General features: G+C 45.3%; 15 protein-coding genes. All 15 read left to right on the top strand.

What is annotated here, in order from left to right:
• The first annotated feature begins 468 nt into the window (after nt 1-468).
• The 15 genes from C8N29_RS03285 (at nt 469) to C8N29_RS03215 (ending at nt 15141) form a co-directional block, all read left to right on the top strand.
• Nucleotides 469-1530: a DUF475 domain-containing protein gene (locus C8N29_RS03285; protein WP_107864606.1), complete on the top strand. Its 1062-nt coding sequence runs from the start codon at nt 469-471 to the stop codon at nt 1528-1530.
• 219 nt (nt 1531-1749) lie between these two features.
• A complete protein-coding gene (locus tag C8N29_RS03280) occupies nt 1750-2328 on the top strand; it encodes a TerD family protein (RefSeq protein WP_107864605.1) in 579 nt (192 codons plus the stop codon).
• 32 nt (nt 2329-2360) lie between these two features.
• The gene (locus tag C8N29_RS03275) at nt 2361-2936 is read left to right on the top strand and encodes a TerD family protein (protein ID WP_107864604.1); all 576 of its coding nucleotides are present in this window, start codon (nt 2361-2363) and stop codon (nt 2934-2936) included.
• Nucleotides 2937-2988: 52 nt separating this feature from the next.
• Complete coding sequence (locus tag C8N29_RS03270) at nt 2989-4269, top strand: VWA domain-containing protein (protein ID WP_204509263.1); 1281 nt, start codon at nt 2989-2991, stop codon at nt 4267-4269.
• Nucleotides 4270-4272: 3 nt separating this feature from the next.
• The gene (locus tag C8N29_RS03265) at nt 4273-5448 is read left to right on the top strand and encodes a TerD family protein (RefSeq protein WP_107864602.1); all 1176 of its coding nucleotides are present in this window, start codon (nt 4273-4275) and stop codon (nt 5446-5448) included.
• A 108-nt stretch (nt 5449-5556) separates the two neighbouring features.
• Entirely contained in the window at nt 5557-6273 is a 717-nt protein-coding gene (locus C8N29_RS03260; protein WP_107864601.1) for a TIGR00266 family protein, read from the top strand.
• A gap of 128 nt (nt 6274-6401) precedes the next feature.
• Nucleotides 6402-6983, top strand: coding sequence for a TerD family protein (locus C8N29_RS03255; protein WP_107864600.1), 582 nt, complete (start codon nt 6402-6404; stop codon nt 6981-6983).
• Between the two features lie 116 nt (nt 6984-7099).
• Nucleotides 7100-8152, top strand: coding sequence for an ATP-grasp domain-containing protein (locus tag C8N29_RS03250; protein ID WP_107864599.1), 1053 nt, complete (start codon nt 7100-7102; stop codon nt 8150-8152).
• 34 nt (nt 8153-8186) lie between these two features.
• Nucleotides 8187-8822 carry a TerD family protein gene (locus C8N29_RS03245; protein ID WP_107864598.1) on the top strand — a complete coding sequence of 212 codons (636 nt, stop codon included), beginning with the start codon at nt 8187-8189 and terminating at the stop codon, nt 8820-8822.
• 76 nt (nt 8823-8898) lie between these two features.
• Nucleotides 8899-9522, top strand: coding sequence for a vWA domain-containing protein (locus tag C8N29_RS03240; protein ID WP_239986949.1), 624 nt, complete (start codon nt 8899-8901; stop codon nt 9520-9522).
• Nucleotides 9523-9564: 42 nt separating this feature from the next.
• Complete coding sequence (locus C8N29_RS03235; protein WP_107864597.1) at nt 9565-10614, top strand: TerY-C metal binding domain-containing protein; 1050 nt, start codon at nt 9565-9567, stop codon at nt 10612-10614.
• 3 nt (nt 10615-10617) lie between these two features.
• Nucleotides 10618-11742 carry a PP2C family serine/threonine-protein phosphatase gene (locus C8N29_RS03230; protein WP_107864596.1) on the top strand — a complete coding sequence of 375 codons (1125 nt, stop codon included), beginning with the start codon at nt 10618-10620 and terminating at the stop codon, nt 11740-11742.
• Nucleotides 11711-13201: a helix-hairpin-helix domain-containing protein gene (locus C8N29_RS03225; protein WP_107864595.1), complete on the top strand. Its 1491-nt coding sequence runs from the start codon at nt 11711-11713 to the stop codon at nt 13199-13201. The genes C8N29_RS03230 and C8N29_RS03225 overlap by 32 nt, the downstream gene beginning before the upstream one ends.
• A gap of 79 nt (nt 13202-13280) precedes the next feature.
• A complete protein-coding gene (locus tag C8N29_RS03220) occupies nt 13281-14390 on the top strand; it encodes a phosphoribosyltransferase domain-containing protein (RefSeq protein ID WP_107864594.1) in 1110 nt (369 codons plus the stop codon).
• On the top strand, nt 14383-15141 hold the full coding sequence (locus tag C8N29_RS03215; RefSeq protein ID WP_239986948.1) for an HAD family hydrolase: 759 nt from the start codon (nt 14383-14385) through the stop codon (nt 15139-15141). Before C8N29_RS03220 ends, C8N29_RS03215 begins: the two co-directional genes overlap by 8 nt.
• Nucleotides 15142-15146: the final 5 nt, after the last annotated feature.

Raw genomic sequence — 15146 nt, 5'->3', positions numbered from 1 at the left:
TTCTCAAGTCACCGCCTGTTGCTTTTGCTATCTAAGTTTAAGATGGCAGCACGTGCTTAATATCCATTCTTATAAGGATGCTTCCAAAAACACCCGCACAGATGGGTGTCGGGAGCTTGTATCGAGATAGACAAGAGGTTTACAGGAGCGCTACTAGCTTCTTAGCGACTCTGGTTTAGCAACATAACCGTGATGCAGGCAACCACGCGCTCAAACCAAGATTTTGGTTGTCGATAGCTCTTAGCTTGCTTTCGCGTTATCATTAGCCCGCATCGAAGAGGATGTTTTTGTAGAGCCACTCGGTGAAGGCGATAGACTTTGGCTATCGCTAACTAGCGACAAGTATGTCGAGTTTTTCCTCTTGCGTCATGGTTCATCTTACTCTTTATACATTCAGTCTGCGTTTTAGAGACAGAAATGATGGTCTAAAACAATGCCACTGAGCTGTTTTCATAGGGAATTAGTATCTTGCAACACTTTCGAATATCTTTCATTGTCACCTTTGTGTGCTTAGCACTCTCTGCGTGGTGGGGCTTAACACATGGCCCCGAAGCGGGCATTAATGCCATGTTCAAAGCCTTACTGATTACAGCAATTTTAGCTGTGATGGAAGTTTCTCTCTCCTTTGATAATGCGGTTGTTAATGCGTCTGTCTTGCGTAACTGGGACCATTTTTGGCGTACCATCTTTTTAACGGTTGGTATTTTGATTGCCGTATTTGGCATGCGTTTGGTCTTCCCGTTACTGATTGTTGGCGTGACGGCTGATATGAGTATGGTTGAGGTCGCACAGTTAGCACTCAATGACCCCAAATCATATTCCGAAAAACTGATGGCACATCATGCAGAAATTGCAGCTTTTGGTGGGTTATTTTTGCTATTGGTATTTTTGAACTTTTTATTTGATGATGAAAAAGACACCCATTGGTTTCATTGGTTAGAACATAGACTCGCCAATTTAGCCAATGTGCCTGCGATGTCCGTTTTTATTAGTTTAATTGCGCTCTTGTTTATGGTGAGTGCAGTTGAAGGCGAAACGAAATTAGTAGTGACGCTCGCGGGTATTTGGGGCATTGTTGTTTATGTCGGTGTTAAAGCACTCGGGCATTTACTCGAGAGCAGTAGCCATGATGACGACGCACAAGCCACAGCCAATGTGTCGGGTAATGTTGTCAAAGCAGGTATTGGTGGTTTTTTATATTTAGAAGTCTTAGATGCCTCCTTTAGCTTTGATGGGGTGATTGGTGCTTTTGCGATTACCAGCGATGTCGTCATTATTATGTTGGGCTTAGCGATTGGTGCAATGTTTGTGCGTTCGATGACCATTTATTTGGTAGAAAAAGGTACCTTAGAAGCTTATATTTATTTGGAGCACGGTGCACATTATGCAATTGGTGCATTAGCCGCCATTATGTTACTCAGTGGTACAGGCGTGCATATCCCTGAAGTTATCACGGGGTTAATAGGCGTGGCGTTTATTGGTTGGTCCGTATGGTCATCCATACAACACCGTAAGCTAGAAGCCGCTTAATTATGGGCTGCAATAAAAAGAGCGCTTCGGCGCTCTTTTTTTATGTGTACAAAAGGGCTACAGCTCAATACAAACAGTCCAAAAAATAAGAATTTAGCCTCCTTTTACAATTCTGCTATAAAGTCATATTTGTAAGCTATGATAAAAGCCACATATAAAGCACAAGATTAAGCACTAAGCCCCAAAGTCACCGAAATATACATACAAGGAGTTGTCATTATGGCACTGAGTTTACAAAAAGGCGGAAATGTTAGCTTAAGTAAAACCACCCCTAATCTGAGCCAAATTGTCATCGGTTTAGGTTGGGACGCACGGTCAACCGATGGTGCACCTTTTGACTTAGATGCCAGCCTATTTATGGTGGCAGACACTGGCAAAGTGCGTTCGGATGCGGATTTTATTTTTTATAATCAAACGCGCTCAAGTTGTGGCTCGGTAGAGCATACGGGAGACAACCGTACTGGCGCGGGTGATGGGGATGACGAAGCGATTAAAGTCAATCTGAGCAAAATACCGCCAGAGGTGATGCGTTTAGTGGTGGCGGTCACCATTCATGACGCAGAAAGTCGTCGGCAAAGTTTTGGGCAAGTGATGGGCGCTTTTATGCGTATTATCAATGCCGTTGATAATAGTGAAATTGCGCGTTTTGATTTGAGTGAAGATTATTCGACCGAAACGGCCATGATTTTTGGTGAGGTTTATCGGTATAACGGGGAATGGAAATTTAAGGCAGTAGGTCAAGGCTATAGCGGCGGCCTATTTGCATTATGTAAACAACACGGCGTGAACGTGGGTTAAGACAGCGAAATTTTTAACAAAGGAGCAAGAAAATGGCGATTAGTTTACAAAAAGGTGGCAATGTTAATTTGAGCAAAGAAGCCCCAACCATGACCAAAATGATTGTTGGTTTAGGCTGGGATGTGCGCGCAACTGATGGCGCCGCCTTTGACTTAGATGCAGTCGCATTTGTGTTAAATGCCAGTGGTAAAGTCCGTAACGATAATGATTTTATTTTCTTTAATAACAAACAAAATGCCGAAGGGTCGGTCGCACATGGTGGTGATAACCGCACAGGTGCAGGCGATGGCGATGACGAAACCATTGTCATTGACTTGAGCAAAATGCCAGCCGACGCTGAAAAAGTGGCTGTCTGTGTCGTGATTTATGATGCAGAAGGTCGTCGTCAAAACTTTGGTCAGGTTTCTCGTGCGTATGTGCGGGTATTAAACGATGCGGGTCAGCAAGAAGTTGCGCGTTATGACTTGTCTGAAGACGGTTCGACCGAAGCCGCGATGATTTTTGGTGAAGTCTATCGTCACAATGGCGAATGGAAGTTTAAGGCCGTTGGTCAAGGCTTCAAAGGCGGATTAGGCCCATTAGCGGCCAGTTATGGTGTCAATGTCTAATTAGCCGCTAAAAAAGGCGAGCTAGTCTCGCCTTTTGTTTTAGGATGACATCATGGATATGATTCGTGGCCAAAAATTAAAAATCAGTGATATGTGTCCCACCCAACAACTGGATGTTTATTTACAGTTGCAGAGTGCACTCACCATAGACATCAGTTGCTTTGGTTTGGACAGTCAGGGCAAGCTCAGTGATGAGCGTTATATGACGTTTTTTAATCAGCCACAATCGCCCTGTGGCGGTGTCACCTTAGTGAGTGCGCAAGCACAACAGACCCATTTCCGCATAGATTTAAGTAAATTACCTAATGCTATAGACAAGCTGGTCTTTACCGCCGCTATCGACGGTCAAGGCACGATGTCGCAACTACAGATGAGCCATTTCGCAATCACGACAGGACAAGGTTGTCGTTTTAGTTTTTCAGGGCAAGATTTTGCCGCTGAACGTGCGTTGATGGTGGCAGAACTGTATCGTAAAGACGGTATATGGCGTGTAGCGGCGATTGGACAAGGCTTTAATGGCGGGTTGGCGGCATTAGTCACCCATTTTGGTGGTCAGGTAGCTGACACACCAGCACCCACTAAACCCCATTTAACGAAACGGGTACAACTCGAAAAACGTATTGAGCAAGAAGCCCCACAATTAGTTAATTTAGTCAAAAAAGCACAGATTTCCCTCGAAAAGTCAGGTTTGTCCGAACATCGTGCCAAAGTCTGTTTGTGTTTAGATATCTCTGCCTCGATGAGTGAACTATACAACCAAGGCAAAATTCAAGCCTTTGTAGAACGTATTTTGGCTTTAGCCTGTCGGTTTGATGATGATGGTGAAGTGGATGTCTTTTTGTTTGGCGAAAAGTCACATCATGCGCCAACCATCGACCTGCGTAATTACCAGCACTATATTCGTCACTTAACTCAACAATACCGTCTGGAATTTGGTACAGATTATGCGCCTGCGATGAAGTTGATTCGTCGGCATTATTTAGAGGATGATAGCGAGCGTCAATATCCCATAAAATCGCCTGCCGAATTGCCTATATATGTGATGTTTGTTACCGACGGGGCAACGGGCAATCGTAAAGCGGCCGAAAAACAAATGCTGTATGCCTCCTATCAACCTATTTTTTGGCAGTTTATGGGCATTGGTCGTTCGGGCGCGTTTGAGTTTTTAGAAAAATTAGACGACCTAACAGGTCGTTACGTCGATAATGCGGACTTTTTTAGCGTCAAAAGCCCGCAAGAGCTGAGCGACGAACAATTATTTGCCCGCTTGATGAATGAATACCCCAAGTGGTTAGCCCAAGCACAACAAAAAAATCTACTACACAGAGGATAGGGCATGGAAATTAGCCGTGGTCAGCGTTTGCCAATTGCGTCTTTACTGAATAGCCAAACCTTTGAATTGGCGGTGACAACCGTAGGCGCCTTAGTTGTTGATATCAGTTGTTTTGGGCTAGACGCAACACAAAAGCTCAGTGATGAGCGCTATATGACTTTTTTTAATCAGCCCAAAACGCCCTGTGGTGGCGTAAAGATGATTCCCTCTACAGGTAAAGACGGCACGACCTTTGCCATCAACTTAGGTTTATTGCCATCTACCATTGACCGTTTAGTGATTACGGCTGCTATTGATGGTACAGGCACAATGAATCAATTACGCGAGGGTAGTTATTTACGCCTGTTAGCGCAGGGCGAAGAAAAAGCCCGATTTGCGTTTGCAGGCCGTGACTTTGCCGAAGAAAAAGCCTTAATGCTTGGTGAATTGTATCGTAAGCAAGGCGAATGGCGTTTTTGTGCCATTGGTCAGGGGTTTAATGGCGGCTTAGACGCCTTAGTGACCCATTTTGGCGGGGCTGTTGCCGCGCCAGTCCCAGTGACTGCGCCACCCATGCCGCCCGCCACGCCTGTCAAAGTTTCCCTAAAAAAAGTGGTACTCGAAAAGTCAGGTGACAAAATTTCCCTGACTAAACTAGATGCTAAAGGTTTTGGGCATATTAAGGTCAACTTAAACTGGCAGCGTAAAGTCGCTAAAACAGGGTTTTGGAATACGGGTCAGCAAAATATCGACTTAGACTTGGGCTGTATGTTTGAAACGACGCACGGTGCCAAAGGCGTGGTACAAGCCTTGGGCAATCATTTTGGTAGTTTGCAGCAACCGCCTTTTATTTACTTAGCAGGTGATGACCGTACAGGCGCTGTTAGTGAAGGAGAAAATCTCTGTATTAACGGCGAATATTTTGACGTTTTTAAGCGGATTCTTATTTTTGCCTTTATTTATGAAGGTGTACCGAATTGGGCTGCCACAGATGGAGTCGTCACGATTCAAGCCGAAAACCAGCCGCCTGTTGAAGTTCGCCTCGATACCAGTGATAGCAAAGGGATGTGCGCGATTGCCATGATTGAAAATAAAAACGGGCAATTAGCCATTACCAAATTAGTGGAATATTTTCATGGCCATCCTGATATGGATAAGTGGTTTGGCTTTGGTTTTAACTGGCGAGAAGGCAGTAAATAGACTTCGACTCCGCTCAGTCAGCGCAAAATGCGCCCTGAGCCGAGTCATAAAGCGTTCCCTGAGCGGAGTCGAAGGGAATAAGTAAACATAGATTTTAAGAGAGAATAAATGGCACAGTTTACAGTCACAGGTGAAGTTGACCCGTTTTTGCATGTCAGTTTGCAAACAGGTGAAAAAATCTATTGTGAATCCAATTCGATGGTCATGATGGAAGATACCCTTGATTTGAAAGGAAAAATGGGCGGAATTGGTCAAGCATTAATGCGTAGTTTTGCCAATGGCGAATCCTTGTTTCAACAACACATTGAAGCGGTGAGGGGGGCGGGTGATTGTTTGTTATCGCCTGTACTTACAGGGGGGATGCAAATTTTAGATGTGGGAACAAGCAGTTATTGCTTAAGTGATGGTGCATTTGTTGCCGCAGAAACAGGCGTCAGTTTAGTCTCGCGTATGGAACAGCTCAGTATGCAAGGGGCGTTAATGAGTATGTTTGGTCAGGCTGGCGGCTTTTTTTATTCCGAGGCTTCTGGTTTTGGCAAACTCGTTGTCTCTGGCATGGGGTCTTTGTTTACCTTAGATGTAGAGCCTAACAAAGATGTCATCATCGATAATGCGCATGTCGTGGCATGGGATAGTCGTTTGCAACACAAAGTCTCTTTAAGTACCAGCCAAGGCGGTGGCTTAATGAGTCGTTTGGTAAACAGCGTCACCAGTGGCGAAGGCGTGGTATTACGTTTTTCGGGCAAGGGGAAAGTTGTGATTTGCTCACGTAATAAAGAGAATTTTATTGCATGGATGCGCAGTTCAACCGCAGGTAATGGTTAGTCTTGATAAGTTTAGTTTCGACTTCGCTCAACTAACGCAATCTGTTCCCAGAGCGAAGTCGAAGGATAATAGTGATTTGTTTTTGTTGTTCAAACAGCCTTAATTTTTTAACGTGGAGTAGGGTAAAAATGGCAGTAAATTTACAAAAGGGTCAAAAAATTTCTTTAGAAAAAGAAGCTGGAACTGGCTTGACCCGCGTGGTAATGGGCTTAGGTTGGGACGTTGCTAAAAAGAAAGGTTTTTTAGGTTTTGGTGGCGGCTCGGTAGAAATTGATTTAGATTCTTCTTGTTTACTGTTTGATGACGCGGGTCAGATGGTGGATATCGTCTGGTTTAGACAATTACAAAGTAAAGATGGCAGCATCAAACACAGTGGTGACAACCGTACAGGCGCAGGTGAAGGAGATGACGAGCAAATCGCCGTCGATTTAAGTCGTATTCCTGCGAATGTCAAAAGCCTCGTGTTTACAGTCAATAGCTTTACGGGTCAAAGTTTCTCGCAAGTCGAAAATGCCTTTTGTCGTTTAATCAACGGTGGCAATAACCAAGAAATCGCCCGTTATAACTTGTCTTGTCAAGGCGACCATTCAGCGCAAATCATGGCTAAATTGTATAAACATAACGGCGAATGGAAAATGCATGCCATTGGCGAAAATGGTCAAGGCCGTACCTTTGAACAGTTAATGCCCCAAATTCGTAGTTACTTATAAGCTACTTAGGCACTGACTTAAGGTGAGTGCCTATGCTCTCGCATCCTCATTAACCCTCCAATTATGGAGGGTTTGCCTTCTATAAAACAGACATCACACCCAGCTAGGCACTTGCTATGACCAGAGTTTGGTATAACAAATCGTTTTCTTTTGTCCACGCGATGATTCAACTGATTAAACAGGCCGATACAGACGGGGAGTTTTATCTGATTGCCAGTCATACCCAACACCATGCTCGCGCATTATTGGTGGCCGATGAAGCCTATCTAGAGCCAGCAGGTTTAGTGGGGCAAGCCTACGTTTCATGGTGTTTAGCGTTTTGCCAGCAGCATCAGATTGATATTTTTGTGGTGGGTAAAGAAGCTATTTGTTTGGCAGACTATCAAGCCGAGTTTTTAGCACAAGGCACACGTTTGTTAGTTGTGGCAAGCAGTGAGACGCTAACATTATTAGACGATAAAGCGGCATTTGCGCAACAATTACCCCCTGACATTGCTGTACTCCCGACGACCATCAGTGTCAATAATGGTGCACAATTTCAGGCCGCCTATCAACATTTACGTCAACAGTTTGATACGCTGTGTGTGAAGCCATCACAATCGATTTTTGGTTTGGGTTTTCGCGTCATTGATGAACAACGTGATTGTTTGCAACATATTTTGGCAGGTGATGAATACATTGTGTCATTTGCCGAATTAACACACGCCATTCAACAGCACAGTGAATTTAAGACTTTATTAGTGATGGAATACTTGAATGGCGATGAATGGAGTGTCGACTGTTTAGCGGAACATGGCCAATTATGGTCAGCGATACAACGCCGTAAACCGATGCAAAAAGGACAAATTCCGCATCAAGTGATTGATAATAATCCCCTCATTGCCGCCATGACAGCGCGTTTAACGCAGCATTTACAACTCAATGGCCAATTTAATGTTCAATATCGTCAAGGTGCACACGGCATTAAATTATTAGAAATTAATGCAAGACCGTCTGGGGGTATGGCTATGGCCTGCCTTGCGGGTGTAAATTTACCCTATCTCTTGTTAAAAGGCCTAGTCTGTGGTTATGCTCAGTTACAGTGGCCAGTCCCACAAGTCGGCATGACGGTGGGCGAGGTGAGTCAGGCTTTAGTATTAACAGCGCCTACAATCACCCAACATCAATGAGGGGCATATTGCCCCTAACAATAAGGAAAATAACATGGCAGTGAGTCTTAAAAAAGGTGAAGGTCTTTCTTTACGTAAAAGCGAAAACGATTTAACCCAAGTCACCATTGGTTTGGGCTGGGATATTGCCCAAAGCGCACAAAAAAAAGGTTTTTTTGGCTCTCTGTTTGCGGCAAAACCTGCCGAATTCGACTTGGATGCAGTGGCTTTTTTATTAGATAAAAATGGTAAAGTCGCGAGCCTAGGCGCAAAACAAGACCTGATTGGCGGGGATGTGGTGTTTTTTAATAGCAAACAACATCCGAGTGGTCATATTTGGTTGACGGGCGATAATCGAACAGGTGCAGGTGATGGCGACGATGAACAAATTGTTGTTAAGCTCAACCAGTTAGGGACACAATATCAGCGCATCCTCTTTGTGGTGTCTATTTACCAAGGTCAACAACGCAACCAGCATTTTGGTCAAGTCGCCAATGCCTTTATTCGTGCGGTCGATAGTAAAGGCAAAGAGCTGTGTCGATTTAATATTAGCGCAGAATCACACTACGACCATATGTGTTCGATGACCTTTGCCGAAGTGGTGAGAGAGGCAGACGGTTGGCAGTTCCGTGCCTTAGGGACACCCAATGCCAGCGATAGTTTTGTTGAAATCTTAAAACAGTATTTATGATAACTCAGGCGTGGCTGTCTCCGTTTAGACAGTCACTCGAGTTATTTACTTCAGGCGCTTGTGAGAGTATTTGCTCATGATGACCCGTCGTTTAGCGGTATATTTATTATTAGATACGTCTGGTTCTATGCGTGGTGAGCCGATTGCATCGGTCAATAGTGGCCTCAAAGCCATGCTCGCTTCGTTACGCCAAAACACGCAGGCCTCAGCGGCGGTACACATGGCCATTATCACCTTTGACTCGCAAATTAAAGAAGTCGTGCCCTTAACCCCTCTTGCTCAGCTTAATTTACCGATGATTGTTTGCCCCGAATCAGGTGCGACTTTTTTGGGAGAAGGCTTGGCAACCGTGTGTCAACGGGTCGATAGAGACCTAAACATTGACGACCAACACGATTGGCCGCCCTTATTATTTATCATGACCGATGGCAAACCATCGGATACCTTGGCATTTAGTGAAGCCATTACTGACATTAAAGCACGTAGGTTTGGTCAAATTGTGGCCTGTGCAGCAGGGACTAAAGCCGATGCCAGTGCACTAAAGCGCCTTACAGAGACAGTGGTTAGCTTAGATACCATGGATAGCACCAGTTTTGCAGGCTTTTTTCGTTGGTTATCGGCAACTGTCAGTGCGAATCAACACAGTGAAACAAGCATGACATTGCCGCCGCCACCCGCAGAAATCCATATTGTCATTTGAGGCTATTCTCATGCGGGTGTTCTGAATAACAAGGAGGTGTGTATGCGTCGTTTGCCTATTTTCTTTTTGTTAGATGTCTCTGAGTCTATGGCAGGTGATAATTTGCGCCAGCTACAACACGGTCTGGAGCGTTTAGTCGCCAGTTTACGCACCGACCCCTACGCACTAGAGACCGTCTATTTATCGATTATCGCCTTTGCAGGGAAAGCGAAAACCCTAACGCCCTTGGTCGACGTGGCTTCCTTTTATCCTCCTCGTTTACCCGTTGGCTCAGGCACAGCATTGGGTGCCGCATTAAGCCATTTGATGGCAGAAATAGACCAACAAGTGTTAAAAACCACGCCCGAACGCAAAGGTGACTGGAAACCTGTGGTTTATTTGATGACGGACGGTAAACCGACAGATCATCTCAAAGACGCCCTGTATCGTTGGCAAAAATATTATCAACATCAAGCCTCTTTAGTCGCGATTGGGGTGGGCGAGTATGCCGACCTCAATGCCTTAGCCAAATTAACTCCCCATGTCGTGCATTTGAATGCCCAAAACGAAGACGATTTTAAGCGTTTTATTGATTGGGTGAGTCAGTCAGTGGTAGCACAAAGCCGCAGCGTATCTGCACAACAAAACGGCGTCAGTCTGGCCAAGTTAGATGATTCTATTTTGAGTAAACTGGGCGATTTAAGCCTAGCCGCCAAAGTAGATGAAGACTATGTGATTCTCTCAGGCGTATGTCAACGTAGCCGTCTGCCGTATTTGATTAAATATGAACGCTTGCCAATGACCTTAGCCAATGGCCAATTTAATGTCGATTTTGGTCGTTATCATCTGGTGGGCGTGATGCCCTTAGAGCGGGATTATTATGAATTGTGTGATGACAGTATGGCCACGCCGACGATTAATACCGATTTATTGGTAGGAGCGGCAGGTTGTCCCCATTGTGGACATCGTTATGCCTTAGCAGCCTGTGGTAATTGCAATAATTTATTATGTATTGGTGGCGAAGGTGAGGCGATTTGTCCACACTGCCAATATGAAAATGATTTTGTACTGTCTACTGGCGATGGTTTTGATATCAGCCGTGCGCGTGGTTAAACCATGAACTCTGTAGCCCAGTTTCATTTTGTCCCTGCCTATGTTGGCCGCGCTTATCAGCAAGTGCCACAAACACAGTCTGTCGCTCAGTGGCGAATTTGTGCCCTTGATATCGCCACCAGTACAGGTTTGCGTTTTGACGAGCAACAACAGGCACTGGTGGGGACACCTCAGCAAGCAGGCCAGTATGCCGTACAGATATTTTATCAAGCGACAGATAAATCAACAGCCATTCTCAGCGCGGTCGCCCAACTGACCATACACGCTGACCCGCGTAGTTTGTGGCAAAATATTCCTTCGCGGCCAGATATCTATCCTAAACCAGATAGCCAGTCGCAAATGCTAAACAACAGCGACTATCAGCTAGTTGCCGCGAGTCAACGCGGGCGTGCACACGCCCATAAAGGTTTGTGTCGAGATGACGATTATTTTATTGCCGCGCAAGAGAATTGGGCGATTGCGATAGTTGCCGACGGGGCTGGTAGTGCCAACTATAGTCGTTATGGCGCATATTTGGCTTGTCAGCAAGCAGGTCTTTTTTTACAGCAAACACTCAATCAAGCACCATGTAATCCCCAACAAGTGGAGCGCTATTTACAGCAAGCGGCCGCTTGTGCATGGCATGCGATTGAGCAAGCTGCCAGACAGCAACACGTCTCTACCAATGCCTATGCAACGACCTTATTAATCTTAGTGGTTTGGCGACAAGACGGCCAATTTCACTACCTGAGTTTAGGAATTGGTGATGGCGTATTAGCACTGTATGAGCCAGAACAACCCTTGGTGTGTTTGCATCAACCTGAAACGGGACAGTATGCAGGCGAAACGCAATTCTTAAACGCACAGACGTTGGCGCAGGTACAGGTTAAACACTATGTTAGCCTCATACCGCGCGCCGTTTGGTTGATGACAGACGGTGTCAGTGATGCCTTCTTTGAGTCAGAAAACGCCTTACAGCAGCCTCAGCATTGGCAACAGTTAGACGCACAGATTGGTACAACAGCACAGCAGGCAGAAAGTCTTTTAGCGTGGTTAGACTTTTGGTCGGCAGGTAATCACGATGATAGAACGATAGTACTCCTGCGGAGACGGACAAATGAGTCGAGTCATTCAGCTAACAGCCTTTGATGGCGCAAAGATTGAGTTTATTGATGAAATCAAAGCCTCAGGTGCAATGAAGGATGTCTATTTTTCGCCACAACGGGAGTATGTCGTCGCATTTTTTAGACGTAAAGCAGACGCAGCTTTAATTGAACGTTTGCAAGCGATTACAGGGAGCTATCGACAGAGGGTTTTTCAGCAGCAAGGCGCGGACTATTGGACAACCGTTTATTGCTGGCCAACCACGTTAGTGTCCTACCAAGACCGTATAGGGGTTGTTGTTCCATTTTATGCGCCACATTTCTTTTTTGCCTATGGTGCCAAACAACAAGATATGCTCGGCATCAAAGGTAAAGAAAAAGAAGGCAAATGGTTTGCCTCCGCCAGTAATCGACAAAAATTTTTAGACGAGCGAGAGTTAGGCACATGGTTACACCACGTCCGTATTGGCTTGCAAATTGCCCGCGCGGTGCGACGTTTACATGCCGCAGGTTTAGCACACTCCGACCTGTCGTATAAAAATGTTTTAGTTGACCCCATCACAGGTAATGCCTGTTTAATCGACTTAGATGGTTTAGTTGTGCCCGATAAATTTGCGCCCGATGTCGTCGGTACGCCTGATTTTATTGCACCTGAATGTGTTAAAACGGCACATTTAGCAGTCACAGACCCTGCGCGGGTATTACCGAGCATCAGCACAGACGAGCATGCCTTAGCGGTCTTGATTTATATGTATTTGTTGTATCGTCACCCATTGCGTGGGGACAAAGTCCATGATGTCCGCAATACACAGCGTGATGATGCCTTAATGATGGGCGAGGCAGCACTCTTTATTGAGCACCCCGAAGATACGAGCAATCGCATTAACAAGGCGTATGTCAACGCGGCGGAATTACCGTGGAAAGATACACAAAAATTGCCCTACACGGTAACAGGTATGTATTTGTCGCCTTTGTTTTTTCGGGCTTTTGTCACGGGTTTACATCAGCCGCAGTTACGTCCTAGTGCCGATGAATGGGAGCAAGCGTTGATTAAAACAGTGGATGTCATGTTGCCCTGTGGTAATAGCGCCTGCCAGCAGAAATGGTATGTCTTGACACAAACACCCGCCATCTGTCCGTTTTGCCACACCCCGTGGCAAGGTAGTCTGCCTTTGCTGAACTTTTATTCTGCCGCTGAGGCGGGACGTTTCGTTCCTGATAATCACCGTTTGACGGTATATCACCATCAATCGCTCTATCCGTGGCATAGCCATCATCATATTGTGCCCAATGAACGGCTAAGTCCTGCGCAAAAAAAGCGAGTTGGCTATTTTGTTTTTCATCAGCAACAATGGCTGTTAGTCAATGAAGCCTTGCCCGATTTAGTCAATGTTTCTAGCAAACAACCGATTGCAATAGGCGATAATGTGACCTTGGTCGATGGTTTGCAACTCTTATTATCTAAAGGCGAAGGCAGTCGCTTGGTCGTCGTACAAATGGTCTAAACTCGCTCAAAACATCAACAGACCCTACCGTGAATTACTGTTAAAATAGGCTATATCTGTTTGAAAACACACACTTCTTATGACTTCCTCTTTTGCTGTCCATCTTCAACGCGGTACGCTGTCCGTGCAGGTAGAGCAAGCCGCTATTGCGCCTGAGCAATTATTTGGTTTTGCCGAACGACGCAATCCGAAACGCGCATTTTTATTTGTCTCTAAGGTATTAGGCCGACATATTCCTGTTAAACCCTCGGTGATGACAGATGCCTTTACACAATTAGCAGCAAAAATTCCTGATAATTTACCAGAGCCTATCTTGGTAATTGGCATGGCCGAAACGGCGGTGGGCTTAGGCGCGGGCGTACATCGGGCGTTACAAACACGTTATCCACAGGCAATGTATTGGATGAGTACCCGTCATAGTTTAGGCACACCGTTGTTTGCCCGTTTTGAGGAGGAGCATAGTCATGCCAGCTCCCATTTATTGCATTGGCCTGTTGATGAGGCCTTAAAACAACAATTATTAGCCACTAAAACTTTAATTATTGTTGATGATGAAGCCTCAACAGGGAAAACGTTTATTAATTTGGCGCACGCCTTACAAGACACAGGTTTGCAACAGATTGAGCGTATTATTGCCACGACCTTAACCGACTGGTCGGGGGATGCGGTGCAAGCAACCTTAGGCAAAAAAGCCCAAACGGTATCCTTATTGTCGGGTACTTATTGCTGGCAAGATAATCCGAATGCTCCCTTGCCCGATATGCCCAAAGTAGATAGCGTCGCTCAGGGACAATGGCAACCTAATTTAGCCTTAGATTGGGGACGTTTGGGAGTAATTCATCATCACGCCACGCTAAACGACAAAGTGTCGGCAAATAAAGGTGAAAAAATATTAGTGTTAGGTACGAGTGAATATGTCTGGCGACCCTTTTTATTGGCGGAACAGCTAGAGCAACAAGGGGCTGAGGTGTATTTTGCTTCAACCACGCGCTCACCCATCGCACTGGGGCATGCCATTCACATCAGTCGTGCGTTTAGTGATAACTATGGTTTAGGGATTGCTAATTTTTCTTATAATGTTGATGTTAATCAATATGATAGAATTATTATTTGCACAGAAACCCCCGCAACCATGATAGATAAAACGTTGTTGACCGCATTAAATGCACAGGTGATTGTGGATGATTAAGCCGCTATTTTTAATGGACTTGGATGACACCTTGCTGCAAACGGCACGCAAAATGCCTGCTGATATGCCAAGACAAGTCGCTGCACTAGATAAACAAGGGCAGCCATTGAGTTTTACCAATCCCAAACAACGTGCTTTTATTGACTGGTTGTTGACCCATGCGGATGTTGTACCTGTCACCGCGCGGAGTGTCGATGCCTTCAAACGCGTACAAATTCCGTTTAATCAAGGCGCGATTTGTGCACATGGTGCGGTGATATTAACGCGAAATGGCGACATAGACCCAGATTGGCATGCTGTTATGCAACAACAGCTAAATCCGTATGCCATGTTGTTAGAGGAAGTTCGAGAAAAGCTAGCGCGTATAGGGCAACAGTTGAATTTAACCTTAAGAACATGGTTGGTTGAAGAGCAGGGCTTAGCCTGTTACGCCTTAGCTAAACAAAGTGGTCATGACGATAGTGTGTTAGCCGATGTCGAGCAGCAAATCCAACAGCAGTTGGCGTTAACCGCATTTTATATCCATAGAAATGCGAATAACTTAGCGATTTTGCCCAAGGTATTACATAAAAAATTTGCCGTTGACTATTGGTTGCAACAAGACAAAAAGCGGCATGGCGAGCGTCCCATTTTAGGATTTGGGGATAGCTTGTCGGATGTTGATTTTTTGCAACGCTGTGATTGGTGGGCAACGCCGCAACAAGGCCAATTAGCGAAGAGCGTCTATCAACAATTGGGTATAACGGAGTGATGCAG

Source organism: Agitococcus lubricus, assembly GCF_003051055.1.
GTDB lineage: Bacteria > Pseudomonadota > Gammaproteobacteria > Pseudomonadales > Moraxellaceae > Agitococcus > Agitococcus lubricus.
Note: the sequence above shows the minus strand (reverse complement) of the source record. Positions and strands in the feature narration are given on the sequence as shown.

Coding starts and splice junctions, on each gene's coding strand:
- C8N29_RS03280 (WP_107864605.1), top strand. CDS start 1,750: ATGGCACTGAGTTTACAAAAAGGCGGAAATGTTAGCTTAAGTAAAACC.
- C8N29_RS03275 (WP_107864604.1), top strand. CDS start 2,361: ATGGCGATTAGTTTACAAAAAGGTGGCAATGTTAATTTGAGCAAAGAA.
- C8N29_RS03270 (WP_204509263.1), top strand. CDS start 2,989: ATGGATATGATTCGTGGCCAAAAATTAAAAATCAGTGATATGTGTCCC.
- C8N29_RS03265 (WP_107864602.1), top strand. CDS start 4,273: ATGGAAATTAGCCGTGGTCAGCGTTTGCCAATTGCGTCTTTACTGAAT.
- C8N29_RS03260 (WP_107864601.1), top strand. CDS start 5,557: ATGGCACAGTTTACAGTCACAGGTGAAGTTGACCCGTTTTTGCATGTC.
- C8N29_RS03255 (WP_107864600.1), top strand. CDS start 6,402: ATGGCAGTAAATTTACAAAAGGGTCAAAAAATTTCTTTAGAAAAAGAA.
- C8N29_RS03250 (WP_107864599.1), top strand. CDS start 7,100: ATGACCAGAGTTTGGTATAACAAATCGTTTTCTTTTGTCCACGCGATG.
- C8N29_RS03245 (WP_107864598.1), top strand. CDS start 8,187: ATGGCAGTGAGTCTTAAAAAAGGTGAAGGTCTTTCTTTACGTAAAAGC.
- C8N29_RS03240 (WP_239986949.1), top strand. CDS start 8,899: ATGATGACCCGTCGTTTAGCGGTATATTTATTATTAGATACGTCTGGT.
- C8N29_RS03235 (WP_107864597.1), top strand. CDS start 9,565: ATGCGTCGTTTGCCTATTTTCTTTTTGTTAGATGTCTCTGAGTCTATG.
- C8N29_RS03230 (WP_107864596.1), top strand. CDS start 10,618: ATGAACTCTGTAGCCCAGTTTCATTTTGTCCCTGCCTATGTTGGCCGC.
- C8N29_RS03225 (WP_107864595.1), top strand. CDS start 11,711: ATGAGTCGAGTCATTCAGCTAACAGCCTTTGATGGCGCAAAGATTGAG.
- C8N29_RS03220 (WP_107864594.1), top strand. CDS start 13,281: ATGACTTCCTCTTTTGCTGTCCATCTTCAACGCGGTACGCTGTCCGTG.
- C8N29_RS03215 (WP_239986948.1), top strand. CDS start 14,383: ATGATTAAGCCGCTATTTTTAATGGACTTGGATGACACCTTGCTGCAA.